General features: G+C 57.5%; 20 protein-coding genes. 7 read left to right on the top strand and 13 right to left on the bottom strand.

The features are described from left to right. Position 1 precedes the first annotated feature (1 nt). Genes LN415_05455 through LN415_05440 form a run of 4 tightly spaced genes read right to left on the bottom strand, consistent with a single transcriptional unit; the run spans position 2 to position 3978 of the window. On the bottom strand, positions 2-1087 hold the full coding sequence (locus LN415_05455; GenBank protein MCJ2556540.1) for a TlpA family protein disulfide reductase: 1086 nt from the start codon (positions 1085-1087) through the stop codon (positions 2-4). Next, a complete protein-coding gene (sucD, locus tag LN415_05450) occupies positions 1088-1948 on the bottom strand; it encodes a succinate--CoA ligase subunit alpha (protein MCJ2556539.1) in 861 nt (286 codons plus the stop codon). It abuts the gene before it with no gap. Positions 1949-1950: 2 nt separating this feature from the next. Continuing rightward, positions 1951-3051 (bottom strand): ADP-forming succinate--CoA ligase subunit beta, encoded by a 1101-nt coding sequence (gene sucC / locus LN415_05445; protein ID MCJ2556538.1) that lies wholly within the window; start codon positions 3049-3051, stop codon positions 1951-1953. 18 nt (positions 3052-3069) lie between these two features. Continuing rightward, positions 3070-3978, bottom strand: a complete 909-nt coding sequence (locus tag LN415_05440; GenBank protein ID MCJ2556537.1) for a phosphoribosylaminoimidazolesuccinocarboxamide synthase — start codon at positions 3976-3978, stop codon at positions 3070-3072. A 108-nt stretch (positions 3979-4086) separates the two neighbouring features. Between LN415_05440 and LN415_05435 the strand changes: the two genes are divergently transcribed. Next, positions 4087-5298: a PLP-dependent aminotransferase family protein gene (locus LN415_05435; protein MCJ2556536.1), complete on the top strand. Its 1212-nt coding sequence runs from the start codon at positions 4087-4089 to the stop codon at positions 5296-5298. Here LN415_05435 and LN415_05430 read toward each other — a convergent pair. The 4 genes from LN415_05430 to LN415_05415 form a co-directional block, all read right to left on the bottom strand. Continuing rightward, positions 5295-5990: a KaiC domain-containing protein gene (locus tag LN415_05430; protein ID MCJ2556535.1), complete on the bottom strand. Its 696-nt coding sequence runs from the start codon at positions 5988-5990 to the stop codon at positions 5295-5297. The genes LN415_05435 and LN415_05430 overlap by 4 nt on opposite strands. An 8-nt stretch (positions 5991-5998) precedes the next feature. After that, on the bottom strand, positions 5999-6886 hold the full coding sequence (locus LN415_05425) for a recombinase RecA (protein ID MCJ2556534.1): 888 nt from the start codon (positions 6884-6886) through the stop codon (positions 5999-6001). 149 nt (positions 6887-7035) lie between these two features. Beyond that, on the bottom strand, positions 7036-7887 hold the full coding sequence (locus tag LN415_05420) for a hypothetical protein (GenBank protein ID MCJ2556533.1): 852 nt from the start codon (positions 7885-7887) through the stop codon (positions 7036-7038). A 1-nt stretch (position 7888) separates the two neighbouring features. Next, on the bottom strand, positions 7889-9205 hold the full coding sequence (locus LN415_05415) for a DNA-binding protein (GenBank protein MCJ2556532.1): 1317 nt from the start codon (positions 9203-9205) through the stop codon (positions 7889-7891). A gap of 218 nt (positions 9206-9423) precedes the next feature. Between LN415_05415 and LN415_05410 the strand changes: the two genes are divergently transcribed. After that, the gene (locus LN415_05410; protein ID MCJ2556531.1) at positions 9424-10884 is read left to right on the top strand and encodes a hypothetical protein; all 1461 of its coding nucleotides are present in this window, start codon (positions 9424-9426) and stop codon (positions 10882-10884) included. Here the strand turns inward: LN415_05410 and LN415_05405 are convergent, their stop codons facing one another. Beyond that, positions 10885-11499, bottom strand: coding sequence for a hypothetical protein (locus LN415_05405; GenBank protein MCJ2556530.1), 615 nt, complete (start codon positions 11497-11499; stop codon positions 10885-10887). It lies immediately after the preceding gene. A gap of 120 nt (positions 11500-11619) precedes the next feature. Here LN415_05405 and LN415_05400 point away from each other — a divergent pair, with 120 nt between their 5' ends. Continuing rightward, entirely contained in the window at positions 11620-11937 is a 318-nt protein-coding gene (locus LN415_05400; protein ID MCJ2556529.1) for a thioredoxin family protein, read from the top strand. A 7-nt stretch (positions 11938-11944) separates the two neighbouring features. On the opposite strand, the gene gatE is transcribed toward LN415_05400, so the two are convergent. Both gatE and gatD read right to left on the bottom strand, forming a co-directional pair. Beyond that, positions 11945-13804: a Glu-tRNA(Gln) amidotransferase subunit GatE gene (gene gatE, locus LN415_05395; GenBank protein ID MCJ2556528.1), complete on the bottom strand. Its 1860-nt coding sequence runs from the start codon at positions 13802-13804 to the stop codon at positions 11945-11947. Then, positions 13805-15109, bottom strand: a complete 1305-nt coding sequence (gatD, locus tag LN415_05390) for a Glu-tRNA(Gln) amidotransferase subunit GatD (GenBank protein ID MCJ2556527.1) — start codon at positions 15107-15109, stop codon at positions 13805-13807. 74 nt (positions 15110-15183) lie between these two features. On the opposite strand from gatD, the gene LN415_05385 reads away from it, so the two are divergent. From LN415_05385 to LN415_05375, 3 genes are all read left to right on the top strand, one after another. Further along, positions 15184-15429 carry an RNA repair domain-containing protein gene (locus LN415_05385; GenBank protein ID MCJ2556526.1) on the top strand — a complete coding sequence of 82 codons (246 nt, stop codon included), beginning with the start codon at positions 15184-15186 and terminating at the stop codon, positions 15427-15429. Between the two features lie 67 nt (positions 15430-15496). Next, on the top strand, positions 15497-16711 hold the full coding sequence (locus LN415_05380; GenBank protein ID MCJ2556525.1) for a DUF438 domain-containing protein: 1215 nt from the start codon (positions 15497-15499) through the stop codon (positions 16709-16711). 75 nt (positions 16712-16786) lie between these two features. Further along, on the top strand, positions 16787-18217 hold the full coding sequence (locus LN415_05375) for a cytochrome c3 family protein (protein ID MCJ2556524.1): 1431 nt from the start codon (positions 16787-16789) through the stop codon (positions 18215-18217). Positions 18218-18233: 16 nt separating this feature from the next. Here LN415_05375 and LN415_05370 read toward each other — a convergent pair whose 3' ends face one another. Both LN415_05370 and LN415_05365 read right to left on the bottom strand, forming a co-directional pair. Then, positions 18234-18944, bottom strand: coding sequence for an alanyl-tRNA editing protein (locus LN415_05370; protein ID MCJ2556523.1), 711 nt, complete (start codon positions 18942-18944; stop codon positions 18234-18236). 11 nt (positions 18945-18955) lie between these two features. Further along, complete coding sequence (locus tag LN415_05365) at positions 18956-19270, bottom strand: hypothetical protein (protein ID MCJ2556522.1); 315 nt, start codon at positions 19268-19270, stop codon at positions 18956-18958. Between the two features lie 165 nt (positions 19271-19435). Between LN415_05365 and LN415_05360 the strand changes: the two genes are divergently transcribed. Then, positions 19436-20569: glycoside hydrolase (locus LN415_05360; protein MCJ2556521.1), on the top strand; the 1134-nt coding region annotated here is incomplete at its 3' end.

Genomic DNA, 20569 nt, shown 5'->3' with positions numbered 1-20569 from the left:
GCTAGGTCGTGATGAGGGGGTCGATTACGTCCTCCAACTCCTCGGCGGAGACGAGACCAACATGGACGTAGGCGATCTCGCCCGATCTGTCAATCACTATCTCCATGGGTACGCCCCAAGTGCTGTACTTCTCGGATACATTGTCTGTGTCCACGGCGAAGAACCAGTCATCCGCGAAAGATTCCTTGAATATGATGAGGTCCTGGGGGTCCGCATCCAGAGATATATCAATCGATATCATCTGAAAGTCATCTGGAGAGTAGTTGTTGAACACGGCGACTAGCTCCAATGCCTGGTCTGTGCAAGCGCCGCAATAGATGGTCATGAGGTCGAGAAGCACGACCTTTCCCAGAAAATCGTTCAGGCTGAAGTCCCTGTCGTATACGTCCGTCAGGTTGAAATCAAGAGCCATCTGTCCTACTCTTCCTGGCGGGAGATAGCCCTCGGTCTCAGCTGAGAGCGGACCCTCATTCCCAGAGGCATCGACCGCGCTCACTCGGTACGAGTGGATCAGCATCGGCGTGACGTTGAAATCGTAGTACAGCGGCCTTGAGGGCTGGAAGTCGAGGACCTTCCCGTTCCTGTAAACATGATATCCCGATACCCTGTCGTTGTCCCACGCCTCCTCCCAGGTGAGATTCAACTGGTTATCGTAGGTGTGAACCGTGAGGCTCGTAACTTTGGACGGGGCGATGATATCGCTCGGGAGAGATGAGATGTTGACCGCGTCTGAGATGTCGCCTTCGTTTCCAGATTCGTCCACAGCCTGGACTCGGTATTCGTGGGGGGCCCGAACGTCTCCCGGATCGTCGACGGTTATCGGAACGGACGGCCTCTTCTCCAACTTGTTCATGTCCCTGAAGACGTTGTAGAATGCGACCTCCACATCGTCGTGCGCGGCATCCCAAACGAGGAGGATTCTTCCGTTCCGCTGGTCAATGGCGTTCAGCCCGCTCACCTTGCCAGGAGGGGTGTTGTCCTCAGGTTCCTGATTGCCGGACAGGGCGATTACTGAAATGACCACAACAATGACGATGACTATCACAAACGGGACGACGATCTTCCTTGGCAGCATCCCGAACCCCACCTATCCTCCTTTGATCAGTTCCGCGATCTCCGCGGGGTGCTTCGCGACATCGACACCGGCCTCGTTCAACGCGGCGATTTTGCTCTCCGCGGTCCCCTTGCCTCTCGCAATGATGGCACCGGCGTGCCCCATCCTCTTGCCCGGGGGCGCCGTGCGGCCCGCGATGTACGCGTAGACGCTCTTCCTCATCCCTTTGACGTGCTCGGCGGCGTTCTCCTCCGCGGTCCCGCCAATCTCGCCCACTATGACGATGGACTCAGTTTCCTCGTCACCCTCGAACATCTTCAGTACCTCGACTATGTTCGAGCCGATTATAGGATCGCCACCTATGCCCACGCAAGTGCTCTGACCGAGACCGCTCTCGGTTATCGCGTTGACTATCTCATATGTGAGCGTCCCGCTGCGCGAGACCACTCCCACAGTTCCCTGCTCGAAGATGCCGCTCGGCATGATCCCGACCTTGCACTTGCCAGGCGATATCACTCCTGGGCAGTTCGGGCCTATGATGGTCGTTCCCTTCTGCCTCGCATATGCCACGATCCTTATCGCATCGTGGAATGGTATTCTCTCCGTGATTATCACAATGAGTCCTATTCCAGCGTCGATCGCCTCGAAGGAGGCATCGAGGGCGAAAGGGGCGGGGACGAGGATCATGGACGTGTCCGCGTCCGTTGACTTGACCGCCCCGTGAACGGAATCGAAGACAGGAACGCCGTGGACCGTTTCCCCGGCCTTGCCCGGAGTCACGCCCGCCACGACCTTGGTCCCAAAGCCGAGCATGGCCTTGGCGTGGAACATCCCCTGGTGGCCGGTGATTCCCTGGATGATGACCCTTGAGTTCTCGTCGACGAGTATTGACATCTTCATCCCCTCAGTCGGACGGTTTCCTCGGCCGCCCGTTCCAACGAGCTTACCGCAACGAATCCAGCGTCTCTCAGTATCTGCTTTGCCTCGTCCTCGTTCACGCCCTTTATCCTTGCGACGACCGCCACGTCGATTCCCTCCTCGTCGAGGACCTCCTTCACGCCCTGCGCGACCGAGTCGCACTTAGTTATGCCTCCAAAGATGTTGAGGAAGATGACCGAGGGCTTGGCCTTCTTCATGAGCCGAAACGCCTCCTTCACCTTCTCTGGGTCGTCCGTGCCGCCCAGGTCGAGGAAGACCCCACCCTTGCCTCCCTTGAGGCTTATCATGTCAAGCGTGGCCATCGTGAGACCGGCACCGTTGGCGATGACGCCGATGTCTCCGTCCAGCTGGATGAAGGCTATCCCCTTGGACTTGGCCTCCCTCTCGAGCGGGGTGAGGTCCTGTTCCATACCCTGGAGCTCCTTGTGGCGGTAGAGCGCACTGTCGTCGGACGTGAGCTTCGCATCCACCGCAACAAACTCTCCCTTTGACGTGAGCACGAGCGGGTTTATCTCCACGAGCTCGGCGTCCTCCTTCTCGAAGAGGCGGAACATCGCCCTCGCGATCGCGGAGAAGGCCTTCCCCTCCTCCTTCGCCAGCCCAAGGAACTTGGATGCGTCCCGCAGCACGTAGGACGGGAGAACCGAGAAGGGCGGGATGTGCCTCTTGAGTATCTTGTCGTCTGGAACGGACTCGATTTCGACGCCGCCCTCCGCGCTGGTCATCAGCAACGGGGCCCTCTCCTCCCTGTCTATCGTGATTCCGAGGTAGTATTCCTTCGAGATTTCCGCGCGCTCCTCCACGAGAACCTGCCGCACTTCGTATCCGCGGATGTCCATCCCGATAATCTCGTCGACCGCTCGGGAAGCTTCCTCAGGGGAATCCGCGAACTTCACGCCGCCGGCCTTCTTTCTCCCGCCGATGAGAACCTGAGCCTTGACGACAACTGGATAGTCCAGTCCCTTGATGTCCTTCCCGCTCGTGGCAAGTACGCCCCTTGGGACGGGAATGCCGTAGTCTCCGAAGAGCTCTTTTGCCTTGTACTCGTGGAACTTCATCCAATCAACTCCAGGTTCTCACAGAGGTTCTCCAGTTATCCGCTCATAGACGTCAGCGTAGAGGCCAGATATGGACTCGACCTCCTCGTCCGGAAGGGGAGGGATCGGCGGATCTGGCATGCCCTTGTCCCTGGCTCTCGTAAGGTCGTCGAGGTACCCGGTCGATTCGTAGTACTTCCTCACGGGCTCCTTGCTCATCTCGATGAACATGCCCTCGTCCATCTTGCTCCTCTGCCAGAATCTGTCCTCGTCCGGCGTCCCGAACGTGTCTACCACCATCAGGTTGCGATCCCCGTCGAACGCGAACTCCTTCTTCCCGTCCACGTGAGTGAGGTCCGCACCCTTGACTCTGTTCTCAATCAGGTCGTCGATCATGAAGACCAAGTCCCTGACCTCATTGTACTCGTCCTCCGTCATTCCGCTCAGGTTCATGGCCTCTTCCCTGTCGATGACCCTGTCATGGCTCTCGAACTTGGTCGTCTGCTCGAAAAAGGGGACCGGAAGCATCTCACCATAAGCTGGAACGTCATCCGTCTCGAATCCCAGGGAGCGTGGCGCTATGCCCCCGTCCTGCAGTCGTCTGTGGAGCGAGCCCGCCACGTAGTGCCTGTTTATCCACTCGACCGGTATCATGTAGTTGGATCGAGGAAGCCCCTCGTACTCTTTCGGTACCCTCGTCCTCCTCACCCTCATTCTGTCTGGACCCTTCAGCTCGAGAAAATGCGTTCTGATACCCAGGTCCTTGAGCTCGCTGAACCAGAGCGCACCCATCCTGCAGAGGACCTCTCCCTTCCTGGGAATGCGGGTGGGCACAATAACGTCAAAGACCGAGATCCTGTCCGAGAACTGGAACTCCAGCTCTCCCTCGTTCACTTCGTACACGTCCTTGACCTTTCCCTTCCGCAGCAGCCTCACAGGAATCGCCACTTTGGTATCCCCCCCCAGTATATGTTTTTAATGCCTTCATGTGCCAGTGCTACTGTTTGTCAAACAAATGATATATGCTTCTCACCTCATCTCGAAATCGGTGGGATAATGGTTGAATTCAGCAGTCTCTTTTCCGGCAGAATCGCCGAGATGAGGAGATCCGAGATAAGGGAGCTACTGAAGCTCACGCAGAAGCCTGAGATTATCTCCTTCGCTGGAGGACTTCCCTGCCCGGAGGCCTTCCCCATCGATGTCGTGAAGGACATAACGATCGACGTCCTCGATGAAAAGGGGAGCGTTGCGCTCCAGTACGGGACGACCGAAGGACTCGCTCCGCTCAGGAAGGAGCTGGCCAAGAGGATGAACAAGCTCGGCGTGAAGTGCACGCACGAGAACATCCTTGTGACCCACGGATGTCAGCAGGCCCTCGACTTGATTGCGAAAATCTTTCTGGATGCCCATGACTTCGTCGCATGTTCTCTGCCCTCCTATCTTGGAGGGATAAATGCGTTCGGCGCATTCCAGGCCGACTTCATCGGGATCCCGCTGGAGGCCGACGGCATGAACCTCGACGTACTCGAGGAGAAACTGAAGGAGCAGCGGAAGGAGGGCAAGATGCCCAAGTTCATCTACGTTCTCCCCACATTCCACAATCCCGCCGGCGTCACGATGCCCGCCGAGAACAGGAAGAGGATGATAGAGATCCTGAAGGAGTACGATGTCCTGGCCCTTGAGGACGACCCCTACGGGGAACTGAGGTACGAGGGTGACCACATCGACCCGCTGATGGCCTATGACAACGAGGACGGACACGTCTTCTACCTTGGCACGTTCTCCAAGATCCTCGCACCCGGACTGAGGCTCGGGTGGGCGGTCGCGCCCACGGAGATACTGGACAGCCTCGTGACCGCGAAGCAGTCAACCGATCTGTGCACCTCCACGTTCTCGCAGTACATCGCATATGAGTATCTCCATCGTGGTCTGGTGGACTCCCACATCGAGAAGATCAAGAAGATCTACGGGTCGAAGAGGAACATAATGCTCGAGGCCATGGAGACCTATTTCCCCGAGGGGGTCGAGTGGGTGCGGCCAGACGGAGGGATGTTCACCTGGGCGACGGCTCCCGGGGTGGACACGAAGAAGATGGTCATCAAAGCGATCGAGCGCAAAGTCGCCTACGTGCACGGCGCGGCATTCCGGTTCGACAGTGGCGGGAGGGACAGCATGCGCCTCAACTTCAGCTATCCCACCGAAGAAGAGGTCGAGGAAGGAATCAAGCGCCTGGGCCGCGTCCTGAAGGAAGAGATGGGGACGAGCTAGAATACGTCCGCCTCTGTGTGGACCTCGATGCCGTGACTCGTGATGAGGTAGGGCTTCTTCTGTCTCAAGTGCTTTCTTCTCCTCACCTTGACAATCTGGATGACCAGCTGGGTCTCCTTGGACCCTTCGGGTTCGTTGAAGAGGAGGAGTATGACGCCGTCCGAGACGTATTCCACAAGGCCGTCCCTCGATGACCTAGGATTGTCGTCCTTAGCCTCCGCCGTCAGCAAGGCGGTCGCGCCCGTCGACTTGATCTGCCGGTACAGCTCGAAGAGCTGGGTCCTCCTCTTCACTTCGTCTGGGAACATCATGTTCAGCAGAGATATGGAGTCTATCGCCAGCCTGTCTGCCTTGAACTTACTGATGAACGCGGGCAGCTCGCTCTTCACCCTTGTGAGCGTAGTCTTCACGTCAGCAGGCTCGAGCTTGACTATCGCCAAGGTCTCATCGTCCTGATACTTCTGCAGGTCCCAGCCGAAGGACTGGGCGTTCATCTTTATCGATTCAACGGCCTCCTCGAGGGTTATGAATATGCACTTCTCGCCCTTGGTCAGACCCTCCATGATGAACTGGAGGCTGAGCGTCGTTTTGCCCGTTCCGAACGCGCCGAGGACGGTCACTATATGGTTCCTCGGAATCCCTCCACCAAGCATCTCGTCAAGCCCCTCAACGCCTGTTCCTATTAGCTCCACAATCCCACCTACGCTATTCTTTCCTGGTACATGACGACCAGCCCGTGGTTGCTCGTCACCATCGTCGGGAAGCGGGCGATCTTCTCCATCTCGAGATGGGGCAGGACGCTCATGAACTTGCCGACGTACATGTACCGTTGCCTTTTGCTGCTCGTGAGGTAGTTCTTCCACTCGAAGACGATGACGCCGTCGACGCTGTCGATGAGCATCTGCTCGTGTTTCTCATCCATTATCCCTCTCGTGAGCAGCAGATAGACGATTCCGTCCCATCTCTTCGATGCCCGCTGCATCCCCTTTATCGTCGATATCAAGTCCTTCGGGTGGACTATGTCCGACTCCGCGAGGTCGGTTATCGAGTCGATTACGACCATGGACCTCGTTGCGTTGGAGTCCAAGAATTCCACCACGGACTCAAGAAGTTCCGGAGGCTTCTCGCCGAACGGGACGTTCTCCCCGCTTGTCCAGCTAGAAGGGACGATCGTGTGCCTGAAGTAATGTCCGCTGAAATCCCTGAATGTCGTGTACTTCTTGAGGGCGTTGTAGAAATGAGGATTGAAGGATGTTGCCACTTCCCTGAGTATGTCCTCCCTCGACCTCGAGAACGTGATGTACTCCACCTTCTCGGGAAGCACGCCGTCGTCGCACGCGTGACCTAGGTAGTACTTCCTCGTTTGAGGGTTGCCTTTCACCATGCCGAGCTTCGCTATGCTCGTGTAGATGTACTCCTGCTGTCCCGCTCCCATGTCGCCGAGCAGCAGGACGAGCGATCCCGAGGGAAGCCCGCCCTTGATTATCGTGTCGAAGTCCGCGACGCCTGTTGGGATCCTCCTGACCCCGACTGGATCATACTGAAGCTCTTCCTCGGACTGTCGAGAAAGCGGAATTCGCAGAGGCATCCCAATCATTGAGTGGATATAGCGAGAGGAAAATAAAGTCTTTTTGCATTACTGTCGACTGCCATTCTCGGCCACACCTGTGACCAGAACACCAGCCTCACGGCGAAAGCGTGTCAGATCCCTGGACGAAAGGTATCGAGACCGCGACCTCAAATCCGCTTCAGCTTACCAATTACGGGTTCGTAGGCACGGCCATTGTCGAGCAAGCTGTTCACGGTCTGTTCCAGGTCGTCCTTCTGAACCCCATCCTTCTTCGACGCTTCGAGCAGGGTCTCCCAGTCGGCTCCCTTCCCGTCTGTGTCCAGCTTCCCTATGAGCTCTAGGACGTACTCGTCCAGCTCCGACTCCTCTTCCTCATCTTTCTCCTCAGGAGGAGCGGGCCGTGATTCCGGGAGCAGATACTTGAGCGCGTCGACGAGCATGAGCCTGTACCTGTCCAGGTCCACGGTTCCGTAGTGATCAACCGCCCTCACGATACCGTCCGCGATCCTCTCGCTGTGTCCGAGAGCGACGAGCCCCTCCTTCGTGAGAGGGTCCATCTTGAAGGCCTCGGCAACAGCATCGAGGCGGGTTCTCAGGCTCCTGCAGCACTCGAGCGTCCAGTAGTTCCTGACGGCGTCGTTGGCGACACTCACGATTTCAGGACGGATGCTGAGGTATAATGTCCCCTCCTCAGGCGAGTAGACCCGCGTCTTTCCCATGACGGCGGCGAAGGTGGGAGGCTCGATTCCAGAGAGCGTCCTAGCAGCCTCGGGCTGATATAGGCCCGCCGAGAGTACGTACACGCCGGTCGGGTCCGACAGTCTAGCCCTCCACATGGGCTGGTCATCCGACCCGACGTTGTCGATGTCCGTTATCACGCCAACGACGAACAGCCGGTTTATCTTGGCGCCCAGCGGGGTGACCACGTAGGACGGGGAACGCTCCCCGCCCTCCGAGAACTGAAAGTCCGAATCGCTGTACTCCTTGGCGAACACTCTCCAGGCGACCTCCCTCCTCATCCTATTCCTCCAGATCCGATAGCAGCTTCTGCGCCTCTTCTTGCACGTCTATCTCCAAGACCTCAGCGGACTCGGATATCATCATGAGCCCGTAGTCGTCGCTGGTCACGTTTCCCCTGAGCTCGACCGGCTGAGCGACCAACAGGTCTGCGAGCTCGTCCCTGATGACCTCGTGGCTCATGGCCTCTTTCGCGGTGTCCATGCAGTCCTTCAAGCTCTTCCCGAGCAGCCCCTCGGTGATGTCCTTGCCGAGTATCGCCGTCAGCGCTGCGCTTCCGTCATCGATGACTGCCTTCACGCGCAGATCAGGCGTCCCGTCGACCTCTCCGTGAATCCTGCATGTCCCCTTCCTGAGGACCCGGTTGCACTCAGGGCATCGGAATATCAGGCCGCTCCCTTCCTTTACATCGATGAGGATTCCTCTCACAGTCGCATCCACGGCGCCGCCCCTCTCGGCGATCTCTTCGATCCATCTTCTGACGGGACTCATGATGTCCTCGGCTGACGGGAAATCCGTATCCTTGAGGATCTCGACGTTCGCCCTTTGATCGAAACCCAACTGGGGCATGCCTCTCCACGTCTTGGAGTAGCCTCCGTCGATCTTTGCGACGTCGCCCTCCCTGAGCTCGAAGTCCGCCCAGGCGGAGAACTGGGCCTTTCCCGTGGAATCGCCTATGAGCCCCGAGAACACCGTCTTCTTCTGTCCCTCTACGTTCACTTCTCTCGACTCGATGGAGATGATCCTCCCGACGACCGAGACGTTGCTCATACCCCCACGCAAATCCCCCAGTTCCACAGACGTCGCCGGTCTCTCCGGTGGTACATAAGGCGGCAGGGCGTCCGGCGACTCCTTCTCAACCGACGTTCTGTTCCCCAGGTTGAGCTGAACCTCTCCCCTAAACTCCTTCGTGTACGCGTTCTGGATCTTCACGACATCGCCCTTCTCCACGTCCATCGCGTCAGCTTCCCAGGCCGTAAAGGGCACAGTCCCCGTGCTGTCCCCGAATATCCCGTACAAGATGGTCTTGGATACCCCTTCGACCTCGATCTCCCTCTCGTTGACGCTGACGACCCTAGCCAGAAGATCCACGCTAAACTCGTTCGGAGTCAGATCGACAATCGTTTTCTGTGCTCCGAGGGAGAGAAGGGAGGGATTGCCTCCATGCTTCTTGACGATGCTCCTTTTCGCGGTCCCCAAAGGGACCCTATACACTGTCAGATAGCTGTTCAGCTCACGTTCAATATTCGCTTCGCTCACTTTGTTCCCGAGCGCCCTTGTTATGTCCTTCACATGGGGCGCGATATTCTCTTTTTCCAATCTTTCAACCCCTGAGAGGCTTCCTTTTCAGTGCCTCCGAGAACTGAACGTTCCCGGAACTTAAAAAGCTTTACAGGAGGGCATGGTGAAACTGGGGAGCCAGCACTCGGATGCGACATATCTTGACAAGACAAAAGTCATCACGCTGCAAGAATGGACACTGGACCCTGTCACCGCGCTGCAAAATCCTATAATATCGGGTTGGGATACGAATCACTATGGAAGAGGAGGACCGTCTGACCTTTCGCGGCGTGCAGGGGAAGATGCTCTTCGTGTTGCTGACAATCCTTTACTTCGTTGTCGCAAGGTTCTTGGCGGTCCTCTCCCACGAAGTCCTCGGTCACGGTCTCAGTTCCGAGCTCATTGGCGGACAGTTCTACGCCGTCTACGTGTCCCCTGGCTTTGGATTCACGGCCGCGCATATCCCCGATGCCACGGCTCCAGCGCTTCAGGTCCTCTATCTCATGGCAGGGATAATCACGGAGGTCGTTATGGGCCTCGTCATTCTCCTACTCATATATCCCAGGCTCAAATCCTTCTTCCACAGGCTGTTCGCGCTGCTCCTTCTTGAGGCCCTCCTCATCCACTCGATGATGTATATGGTCCTCGGGTCATTCATCGGTGAGAGTGGGGATTCGATCAAGGCCATCCACTTCCTCCCCGGCGTCGATCATTTCTGGACGGTCAGGTTCGTCGCGACAGGTCTCCTACTCACCATCGCATTCGCGTACGTGATCTCGAGCAAGGCTCTCGATCTCCTTCGGGAGCACTTCGCGCTACGGACGAGAAGGTCGGCGTTTCGTATCCTCCTCCTGTTCTGGTTGCCTCACCTCTCAGTCGGTCTTCTTGCGGGGATCATCGGATATGGACTGGTCCCCGACATCGTCCTCAGCTACCTTCTTGTCTTCATCACGGTCGCCTTTCTGATATTCCTGTTCGCGTCCTTCTACGTATCCAGAGAGCGGCCACCGAGCCCGGATGTCACGACCGTCGGATGGAAGGGGGTCTTCGCCACTCTCATCGCCTTTCTCATCGTCCTCTCCGTTTGGTTACTGGCTTTTGGCGCCGCACCGTCAACCGCACACGGGGTCCTGGTCGGGGAGCCGCCCTCGGAGGAGGAAATCTACTACACGGAGAGCTACGCCCTGAACCTGCACATAATCATAGACGAAGACTTCAACATCACGGTAGAGGTGAGAATGAAGGCGTTTGGCGATACATCCAGCCCCCTCTATGAGGCGATATGGAGGACATTCGACGACCGCCCGTATTGGAGCACCTATCACAGTCTTGGTCTCTTCGTGGCGAAGGAAGCGCTAGACTACGCTGGCTGGAGTGAGGTCAATCACAGCATCGGAGCCGAAGTCCATGGTTGCGGGGATGTTTGGTCCAACGGGAAGATGATGACGCTGCGGTTCACGAACGCCAATGTCTCCCTCTTTCAGGAGCGGAACGGTAACAAGGTCCTGCGAGTCTACGATGCGTGGAAGGAGGAGTACCCGCCGGGGAACCAGTATCTGGACGCGATCAACATCACTTGGGACGCATCCATAACTCTGGAGGACTACCCAATGGGCGGCGGACTGGATCCAATCGCCGTGGAATCAACATACGTCACGTGGGTGTTCTCCTCCTACGAAGAGGCGCACATCGTCTACGAACTGGAGTTCTCGTCCTAGCTACTGGGTGAACGTCTCCACGCTTGGGTACTTGCTCTTCAAGTGGTTCAGCAGAAGGCTCCTGTTCCTCTTTAGATGGGACTCATACCATGTCTTCACGACATCCCTGAAGACGCCGTGGACATCGCCCATCTCGACCTTCTCGAGGGGCTCTTCGTAGAGCAAGTGCTGGCTGTATATCCTCTTCCAGCCCGAGTACTTGTAGTAGTGTTCACCCTCGCAGTACTGGAAGTCTATCCGGATGCTGGGCTTGTTGTTCTCCACATAGTATGAGACGCGTAGGGCGTCCCCTATCCTTCCCTGGTCCTGCGTCCTGTCCACGAGCTCGATCCTGTTGACGCCAGCAACGTTGAAGCTGGTCCTCCACTTCCACCCGCCGTAGGGGAACTCGTCGAACTGGGCAAAAGCCGTGTAGCTCGGCTCGATGGTGAAGTGCACGTTGATTTTGTTGAACCTCTTCCATATCTTCCAGAAGTCCTCGATCAGAGAACGATTGACCTCAAGTTTCTGAGTGTTCTGCTCACCGAAGCTCTCGATTATCTCCTTGGTCTGCTCTTCGAGCTCCTTGTCCAGGGACTCGAACCAATTCTCCTTTCCTTTCTTCTTTGTAACCATCAGAACCACTCACAGGTGAATCCAATTTCAGATTAAAAGCTTTTGTGATGTGGAATCATATCTGCCAACCCGTCGTCGGGACATCACATTCTTTAAAGAGGCCGACCATGGACGGTCTCCATGACGCTCGTGGACAACGCCGAAGCCGCGATTGAGAAGTCGGAGAGCATCGTGACGCTCTTCTTTGCCAGATGGTGCCCTTTCTGCAGAGCGTTCAAACCCTCATTCGAGGACCTCGCCTCATCCCCCAACGGGGATTTCGGAGAGATCGACATCAGCGACGAAGAGAGCGAGTACTGGGACAAGTACGACATCAACATAGTCCCGACGCTGATCGCATTCTCCTGTGGGAAGGTCACAGCCAGGAGGGATGGCAAGCCGCACGTCGGTCTGAGCGAATCAGACCTGAAAGGACTCATAGGGGAAATCTGGGGCTGACAGCTCCTCACTTGCCCCCACCGACGATCTCTTCAATCGTCTCGGCGAGGATTCTTCTCACGAGCTTCCCGTCCGCCCTTCCGCGGAGGCGCTGCATCACAACTCCCATGAGCGGGCCGACCGCGTCCTCTCCCTTTTCCCTCACAAACTCCAGTCTCTCCTCCACAACGTCCCGCACGATCGCGTCGACATCCTCCTTTGAAGCGGCCTCCAATCCGAGCTTCCGCAGAGCGGCCTCGACAGTTGTGCCCTCGGTGAGCACGGTCCGCAGGACCTCCGGGAGAGCCTCTCTTGTGAATGTGCCGTCGCGCAAGAAGATGAACAGATCCCTGAAGGTCTGGACCGAGATCATGTCGATGCGGTGACCCTGGCGCTCGAGCTCAGGAAAGACGTTGGATATCATGGACGCGGCGGTTCTGGCCTCCCCGAACTCTTTGGCGAGCTCCTCGAAGAGCTCGTCGTAACCTTCCTCCACGATGATTCCGATCTGCTGCTCGTGGACCCCGTACTCTCGGACGAGCCTCTCCATCTTGTCCTCTGGAAGCTCTGGAAGTCCTGCCTCGATCCTCTTCAGCCGCTCTGCCGATATCGCGATTGGCGGCACATCAGTCTCTGGATACATGCGAGCCTTCCCTGGAAGCGGCCTTGAATAGACAGTCGTCCCATCCAGGCCGGGGTCCCTCGTCTCCTCAGGCACACCCTCGGCGGCCGCCTTCGCCCGCTCAATCACCCGCCCAACTGCCTCTTCCGCCACCTTCTTCCTGTCCGCCAGGATCAGAAACGCATCGTCATCCTCTAGCCCCAGGGTCTTCCTGATATCCGGAACCTCCTTCCCGATCCCGTATGCGGGAAGCTCATCCGAATGGAAGGTCCCGCCGACGCCCGCCAGAACGGCGTAGCGATTCAGCTCGGGTCCGAGCCTGTCCCTCAGGAGCCCGGAGAACCCGGGAAGCCCGATTCCGAGAACGACGCCACCCGCCTCGATCCTCGTTTTGATCGTCTCGCACTCAGTTTCCTGGAAGATGGATGTCAGATCCGTGGCCTTCTGGTTGGTCACCTCCGCCCCTCTCTCCCTGAGCGTGTCCCGGGCTTCGAGGAGCGACATCTGTCTCTTCACCTCGTTCTCCACGTACGCGGACATCATGTTGAGCTCCTGAACGCCCTTCACCTCCACTCGCGCCCCCTCCGCGATGGAGATGTTGAGATCGTTCCTTATGGTTCCAATCCCCCGTTTGACCTTCTTCGTCGCCCGCAGAAGACTGCCCAATCTGAGTGCGACCTTCATCGCCTCCTCGGGACTCTCTATAACTGGTCCTGTGGAGATCTCGACGAGCGGGATGCCAAGCCGGTCCAGCCTGTAGACGACGGAATCCTCCCTCTGCTCTATCTTGCGGGCGGCGTCCTCCTCGAGCCCGATCAGCGGTATGGGAACCATCTTGGAGCCGACCTCGAGTCGTCCGTTCATCGCCACCAGCGCGCTTCTCTGGAACCCGGCCGTGTTCGAGCCGTCGATGACGATCTTCCTCATGAAGTGTATCTCGTCCACGGGTTTCGCGCCCAGCAGCAGCGCCATCTCCAACGCGACGTCTATGGCGGCCTCATTCCCCCTGTGCGGCGGCTCCTCGTCCGCCTCCACGAGACACGTCGTTCCCAACGGCTGGTAGATGAACTTCAGCCTCTTGCGGGCCTCCTCGATCGCGGCCCTGTCCACCTCACCGAGCTCGCTCTGCGTCGGCCTCAGCCTCCTCATGAAGCTCCCGCTCGTATCCTCTCTCAACTCGGAAGGACAATCACAGAACAGCTTGTTCGTGTCAACCTGCTGGTGGATCTCCAGCCCCACCTTCAATCCGAGACCGGCGTAGTCCATCTATTCACTGTACTCCTCCAGCTTGATAGCCGGGTTTATCTCCCCTCTCAGATTCGTCGTCATGAGCTCCTTGATCTTCGCCGCGTCGCTTGTCTGACCGAGGACCCACATCAGCTTGATGAACGCTGTTTCTGGAAGCATGTCCTCGCCCGGTATCACTCCCGCGAGGAGCAGGTCCCTTCCCGCCGAGTAGACGTTCATGTTGACCCTTCCGTACAGGCACTGGGTGGTCATCACAACGGGCGTGCCCGCCTGAATCAAGGACTCGACCTCCGGGAAGAGGCTTGAGGAGACATGACCGAGACCCGTTCCCGCTATGACGACGCCCCTCGCATCCTTCACCATCGATCTGAACAGCTGGGCAGGCAGTCCAGGATAGAAATAGACGAGTACAACGTCGTCCTCCATGTCAGCCTGGATCTTCACCGGACCCGAGGACCTCGAGCGGTGCTCGTCCAGCCACTCCGTTCGGCCGTCCTGGTGAACGCTTCCGAGAGGCTTCTGGTTGATGCTCATGAAGGCGTCCCTTCTGCTGCTGTGCATCTTCCTCACCTTCGTGCCCCTGTGAATGGTGCATAGGCTGTCCGAGGTCTCGCCGTGCATCACGACAACCACCTCACCCAGATCCTCTTTGGCCAGTCTGGCCGACGAGGTCAGGTTGAGGAACGCGTCCGAAGAGGGGCGGTCCGATGACCTCTGCGATCCGACGAGGATCACGGGCCCGCTCAGGTCGTCCAGCATGAACGAGAGGGCCGCCGCGGTGTAGCCGAGCGTGTCCGTCCCGTGTGGCATGACCACGCCGCTCGATCCCGAGTCAAGCTCAGCCGCAGCCTCGCCCGCGAGCTTCTTCCAGTTCTCCGATGTCATATTCTCGCTGAACATGCTATACACCACCTTCGCCCTAACGTTACACAAGTCCGCAAGCTCCGGAACGGTGAAGACCAGATCCTTCGCCTTCTCGGCCGGAAACACCGCCCCGGTCCTGTACTCGACGTACGAGGCTATCGTCCCACCTGTGCCCAGGATCGAGACCGTTGGCTTGCCAGGGTCCGCCACATATTCCGCCTCCACCCTCTTGCCCTCCTCTCTCCTCTGCACGAGCCGGACCTTGCACAGGTCGTCGACTTCGATTCCGATGTTGTAGCCATTGTCGAGCTTCAGAGTGAGGATGTCGTTCCCGCTGAACTCGACGTGGGGCATCACTATCCCGTTGAAGGAGTCCTTCTCCCGGGTGACCTCGATGTAGTCTCCCACGACAGCGCCGGCGCCGTCCAGAACACTCTTCACAACCCCCTCGTACTCCATCGGTCTGCGTAAATGCTTCGTGTCTTAATTCCTTTTTGGCAAAGCTTATGCGTTTCCCCACGATTCCATTGACGATGACTCCCAGGGAGATCCTGAACGAGCTGAAGTGGCGGGATGACAGGGACCTCGCCAAGGCCAAGGTCTGGTACGAGCACAGAGGCGCGGAGAGCGGATACGTGGTCATCAGCGGCGCGGAGATAACCGAGCTCGAGAGGGGGTACTTCACGACGATCCAAGCGCGGATTCCGATATACAAGATTTTCCGGATCGAGTACGAGGGAGAGATCATCTTCGAGAGGCACCCAGAGGAGAATCCGTGAGTTTATATAGCGTTGTGAATGTCTGAGGGCAGGCCAAAACCGAGTCGCCGAGAAAGGTGGTGAAGATATGAATGGCACGTCCAAGGACGAAGAGAAGAAGGAAGTGTTGAAGAACATCATCAGGAGATTGCACAAGGGAGAGGATCCCGATGTCGTGAAGGGGGAGTTCAAGGAATTCCTGAAGGACGTGACGCCGGTCGAGATATCCAAGATCGAGGAGGAGATCATCAAGGAAGGCATGTCCACCGATGAGGTTCACGGGCTGTGCGACGTCCACCTCGCCATCCTCAGGGAGTCGGGCGATAAGGAAGAGCTCGTGGCCCCGCCAGATCACCCGATAGGCATCCTCATGGGAGAGCACAAGATCCTCCTTGAGTACGCCAATGAGCTGGGCATCGTCGCCAAGGACCTGAGGGGGAAGGGAGACTTCGACTCGGTCGCTGACGAGATCAAACACCTTGACCACATCGCGCATCATCTTCAGGATTCCGAGAGCCACTACGTGCGCGAGGAGAACGTTCTCTTCCCGTACCTGGAGAAGCACGGGATAAAGGAACCGCCCGCCATGATGTGGATCGAGCACGACAAGATCAGGGAGATCAAGAAGGGCCTATTCACGGTCCTCGAAACGCGAGAGGGCGTGGCCTTCGAGGAGTTCGTCAGCAGGCTCAGCAACGTCGCAGCATCGCTGGCAGACATGCTTTCTGGTCACTTCTACAAGGAGAACAACATACTCTTCCCGGCCGCGATGCAGGTCATGGGCGACGCCGAGTGGAAGGACACGAGGCGACAGTTCGACGAGCTCGGCTACTGCTGTTTCACTCCAGAGCCCGCCAAGATGGCGATCGAGGAGGTCGAGGAAGCACCCAAGGTCGAAGTGGAGGGGTTGATCGACCTCGGAATGGGCCATCTCTCAAGGGAGCAGGTCGAAGCGGTTCTCAACACGCTCCCCTTTGACATAACGTTCGTGGATGACAAGGACACGGTTCGCTACTTCAGCGAACCAAAGGAGAAGATCTTCACAAGAACGAAGGCGGTCATCGGTCGAGAAGTGCAGAAGTGTCATCCGGAGAAGAGCGTACATGTCGTAAACCAGATCGTGGAGGAATTCAAGAGCGGGGAGCGGGATGTCGCAGAGTTCTGGATTGAGGTCAAGGGCAGGATGATTTTCATACGCTACTTCCCTGTTCACGGCAAGAACGGGGACTACATCGGATGTCTGGAGGTAACCCAGGACATCACGGACATCAAGAAGATAGAAGGGTCGAAGAGGCTGCTCTGACATCGGCCCCAAGAAGCACACTTCACAACAATCTTATACAAACCCCGCATACCAAGCAAACAGGAGGCGGGGGACATGCCGTCACAGAGTGCGAAGTTCCTTGAGACACTGAAGGCCAACAAGAGAATGATAGTCTTCGGGACGAGCTTCCTGATGCTCATCACCGTAATCGCATTGCTGGCCTCCGTCGGGGCGGATCCTTGTGCGGATTGCCACGAAAGCTCTGGAGTGCTTTTGGGCATAATCGATGACTGGGAAAGCAGCGAACACGCCGACGAGAACGTCACCTGCATCACCTGCCACGGGGCGAGCGCCTCCGATACCGACGCGATATCCCACAATGGATACACGATAGCTGTCGTCGTCACGCCCGACGATTGCGGGCAGTGCCATGCAACAGAGGCCCAGGAGTTCGGACAGAGCCTTCACTCGCTCGGTGCCGTGTACTACGAGTACCTGTTCACTGCGGAGAAGCTGCCATTCCTCGAAAGCCAGATCGAGGGCGGGTTCATCATCATCGAGGGCGAAGAGGTGATCGACGCCGGCACCCTGAGGGGATGCCTGTCCTGTCACGGTACGAACATGACGGGCAAGACCACCGAGGACTTCAGAGTATGGCCTAACAACGGGATCGGACGGATCAACCCGGATGGCAGCAGGGGGAGTTGCTCCGCTTGCCACTCACGACACACGTTCTCGATCGAGGAAGCACGTCACCCCGAGACCTGCGGACAGTGCCACATGGGTCCTGATCACCCGCAGATAGAGATCTACATGGAATCCAAGCACGGGAACATCTATGCCGCCGAGGGCGAGAGCTGGAACTGGGGGGAGGATGACTGGGAGGCGGGCGTGGACTTCCGCACTCCCACCTGTGCCGCATGCCACATGTCGGCCGCCTCAGGAGTGCCGGTGACGCATGATATCAGTTCAAGGCTGAGCTGGGAGCTCGAGTCCGCGATTTCCCGCCACACGGACAACACCGCCAATAGCCTCGGGTACAGCATTAGCGACGGCACGAGCTGGGAGGTCAAGCGCGACCGGATGAAGGCCGTGTGCGAGCAGTGCCACTCCACGACCTGGGTGGACAACTACTACAAGCAGGCGGATGTCGTTGTCGAGATCTACAACCAGAAGTACACGGAAGCGAAGGCGATCGTGGACGAGTTGCGCGAGGATGGGCTGCTCACGGACGAGAGCTTCGACGAGCCCATCGAGTTCAAGCTGTACGAGATGTGGCATCACGAAGGGCGCAGGGCCAGAATGGGCGCCTTCATGATGGGACCGGACTACGTGCAGTGGCACGGCTTCTATGAGATGCTGCAGGACAAGATCGAGATAGAGCACATGGCAGAGGAACTGCGGAGCCAGGAGCAGCAGGATATAAAGGACGCCGAGACCGCAACATGGCTCAACGCACTGATAGGCATAGTCCTGCTGGAGACAATAGTGATGGCCGGGCTTCTGTTCGCATACTTGTCTCAGAGGAAAAAGAGCAAAGAGTAGCTCGAGGAGGAGCCGCTCAGACGAGCTCGTAGGTCAGTCTTTCCCTGTCAGTCCCCTTGCTTCTTCTACCCAGTACGTGCACCTTGCCGAGCTCGGAAGTGTTCCTCACATGGGTCCCGCCGCACGGGCAGATGTCGAAGTCCCCTATCTGGATGACGCGCAACCTTCGAATTGATTTCGGAATGAGGTCCATGATGTATCTCTGCTTTCCCATCTTCTCTTCCAGAACGTCCCTGTCCTCCTCATAGATGGAAACGGGTATGTCCTTGGAGATGACGTTGTTGCACGTCTCCTCTATCACATTCAGGTCGTTCTCCTCGAACGAGACCGGGTGGAAATCTATCCTCGAGCGGTTCCCGTGGATCTGGTTGCCGACGGTCCTCGCCTCGAACAGCTCATAGACAACGCCGGAGACGACGTGCTGGGCGGTGTGCATCCTCATGAGGGCGTATCTCCTCTCCCAGTCAAGCTTGCCGTGAACATCATCTGCCTCCGGGACAGGGTCCACGAAGTGCCTCACCGTCCCCTTGTCCTTCTTGACCTTCCGGACCGAGCTCTCTCCGCCCTCCCATCCGAGAACGCCCTTGTCCGTCGGCTGACCGCCCGCTTCTGCGTAGAAGGCCGTCCTGTCCAGAACGACGTAGTCCTCTCCCCGTTTCACGATTTTCGCGTCGAATTCCCTGATGTAGTTCGACTCGGCATCCTTCATGTAGAGGATCTCTGTCATGCTCCCCCTCCTCATCCGAATCTGAAGTGTACTCCATGACCCCCTCTGGGGTAGTTCCACTTGATGGCTCCCCTTCCGATCTTGTTGCACACAACCAGGCACGCCCCGAGTTCCAGGCAACCGTCGATGTTGTACACGAGTTCGCCCTCCTCCCACGTGTAGACCTTCGCCGGGCACACGTAGAGGCACGGTTTGGGCACGCACTGCTTGCAGAGCTCGGTGTCGACCTCGATGAAGGGTTCCTCGTCAGGCTCGAACCTATCCAGGCCGAGGCGCTCGTCGACGCTGAGCGGTTTCTCGGCGGTCGGCTTTCGCGGGGCAACCATCGCTTGTCTCGATGTGACGGAGCGTATTAAAGTTATTCGTGCAGCCGACGTGTGGGCTCCTCGGTCTTCGAGGTGAACAACTGGTTGGGCACTATGCCATCGGGGAATCTAAACGAAAGTTTTCAAATACTACCATCTTCTGGAAGGAATTGGAGGAGATAGCTGATGACGATGGGGGCAGAAATCGGTACGGACTCAGCCGGAGTGAGAAGGCGGTACATTGCTGTTGTTATCGCCGTGGTTTGTCTGGGGTTGGCTGGAATGCCCTACAGCCACTCCTTCGCCGGTCATGGCGAAGCCAGCGATGTTGAGTTGCCGGAGAGGATCCTGGATGAGAACGGAAACCTGATCGCGACGATGTCGGATCCTAGCCAAACTCGCAGAGAGGTGAGCCCAGATATGTTGCAGACCTTCGGGCCCCCCGTCGAGACTGTTCGAGCTGGACAGGAGAATCTGAGGGTTCTCTCGCGAGACGAACCCATTCCCTCGGGGCTGCCATTCCTCGGAGAGGTCCCCTTATACGTGAATGGCAGTAGCGAAGACACGGCCCCACGGATTGCCCACAATCCAATCGATGGCTACACATGGGCAGTCTTCTCCCACAACGATGGTCTCGATACTGATGTGTATGTCTCCTATTCCATTGATCTAGGTCAGACCTGGAATCTCACGTTGTCCACAACGGGACCGTACAATGAAACGAATCCCGCCATCGCGATTGCAGGAAACACAGTATTCATATCATACGAGCAGGACAAGATTGGATGGGAGCAGAATACGTTCTTCATCATGTCACAGGACGGGGGGCAGACCTGGGGCACATACTACATAAACTGGGACTGGACGAATCCTTACCCAGGTGTGCAGCTAGAAGACTTCAACAACGTCGATGTCTCAGCTGTCAGACCGGGATGGTTCCACTGGATCGCGGATGTATACGCTGTCAAGAACGCCACGAGGACTGTTGCCTTCATGTGGACCGACAACGGTGGAACCAGCTGGTCGATGGGTTACTTGACGCACTCGTTGCACAGGGGCGAAGACCTCGAGCATCCGGTAATAATGGAGAACAGCGCTGACGAACTCATGCACATGGCATACCAGCATTGGAACACGAGTGAAGCCAGTTGGGACGTTGAATGGCTTTCGGTTGACCACGGATGGTCCTACGTAACGGGTTATTGGACTGCTAACATTGACGGTGGCAGATCGGACATCGCTCCTGACCTGTACGTCCGGGACGATTACGTCTACGTTATCTGGCAGAACGGGACATTCCCGGCGGAGCTGACTGCATTC

This window comes from Candidatus Thermoplasmatota archaeon, assembly GCA_022848865.1.
Taxonomy (GTDB): domain Archaea; phylum Thermoplasmatota; class Thermoplasmata; order RBG-16-68-12; family JAGMCJ01; genus JAGMCJ01.
This window is presented reverse-complemented; position numbering and strand designations above follow the sequence as displayed.

Excerpts from the sequence above, each read along its gene's own strand:
- sucD (MCJ2556539.1), bottom strand. The coding sequence starts at position 1,948 with ATGTCAATACTCGTCGACGAGAACTCAAGGGTCATCATCCAGGGAATC.
- LN415_05400 (MCJ2556529.1), top strand. The coding sequence starts at position 11,620 with ATGACGCTCGTGGACAACGCCGAAGCCGCGATTGAGAAGTCGGAGAGC.
- LN415_05410 (MCJ2556531.1), top strand. The coding sequence starts at position 9,424 with ATGGAAGAGGAGGACCGTCTGACCTTTCGCGGCGTGCAGGGGAAGATG.
- LN415_05435 (MCJ2556536.1), top strand. The coding sequence starts at position 4,087 with ATGGTTGAATTCAGCAGTCTCTTTTCCGGCAGAATCGCCGAGATGAGG.
- LN415_05385 (MCJ2556526.1), top strand. The coding sequence starts at position 15,184 with ATGACTCCCAGGGAGATCCTGAACGAGCTGAAGTGGCGGGATGACAGG.
- sucC (MCJ2556538.1), bottom strand. The coding sequence starts at position 3,051 with ATGAAGTTCCACGAGTACAAGGCAAAAGAGCTCTTCGGAGACTACGGC.
- LN415_05365 (MCJ2556522.1), bottom strand. The coding sequence starts at position 19,270 with ATGGTTGCCCCGCGAAAGCCGACCGCCGAGAAACCGCTCAGCGTCGAC.
- gatE (MCJ2556528.1), bottom strand. The coding sequence starts at position 13,804 with ATGGACTACGCCGGTCTCGGATTGAAGGTGGGGCTGGAGATCCACCAG.
- LN415_05420 (MCJ2556533.1), bottom strand. The coding sequence starts at position 7,887 with ATGAGGAGGGAGGTCGCCTGGAGAGTGTTCGCCAAGGAGTACAGCGAT.
- LN415_05375 (MCJ2556524.1), top strand. The coding sequence starts at position 16,787 with ATGCCGTCACAGAGTGCGAAGTTCCTTGAGACACTGAAGGCCAACAAG.
- gatD (MCJ2556527.1), bottom strand. The coding sequence starts at position 15,109 with ATGGAGTACGAGGGGGTTGTGAAGAGTGTTCTGGACGGCGCCGGCGCT.
- LN415_05380 (MCJ2556525.1), top strand. The coding sequence starts at position 15,497 with ATGAATGGCACGTCCAAGGACGAAGAGAAGAAGGAAGTGTTGAAGAAC.
- LN415_05405 (MCJ2556530.1), bottom strand. The coding sequence starts at position 11,499 with ATGGTTACAAAGAAGAAAGGAAAGGAGAATTGGTTCGAGTCCCTGGAC.
- LN415_05370 (MCJ2556523.1), bottom strand. The coding sequence starts at position 18,944 with ATGACAGAGATCCTCTACATGAAGGATGCCGAGTCGAACTACATCAGG.
- LN415_05425 (MCJ2556534.1), bottom strand. The coding sequence starts at position 6,886 with ATGCCTCTGCGAATTCCGCTTTCTCGACAGTCCGAGGAAGAGCTTCAG.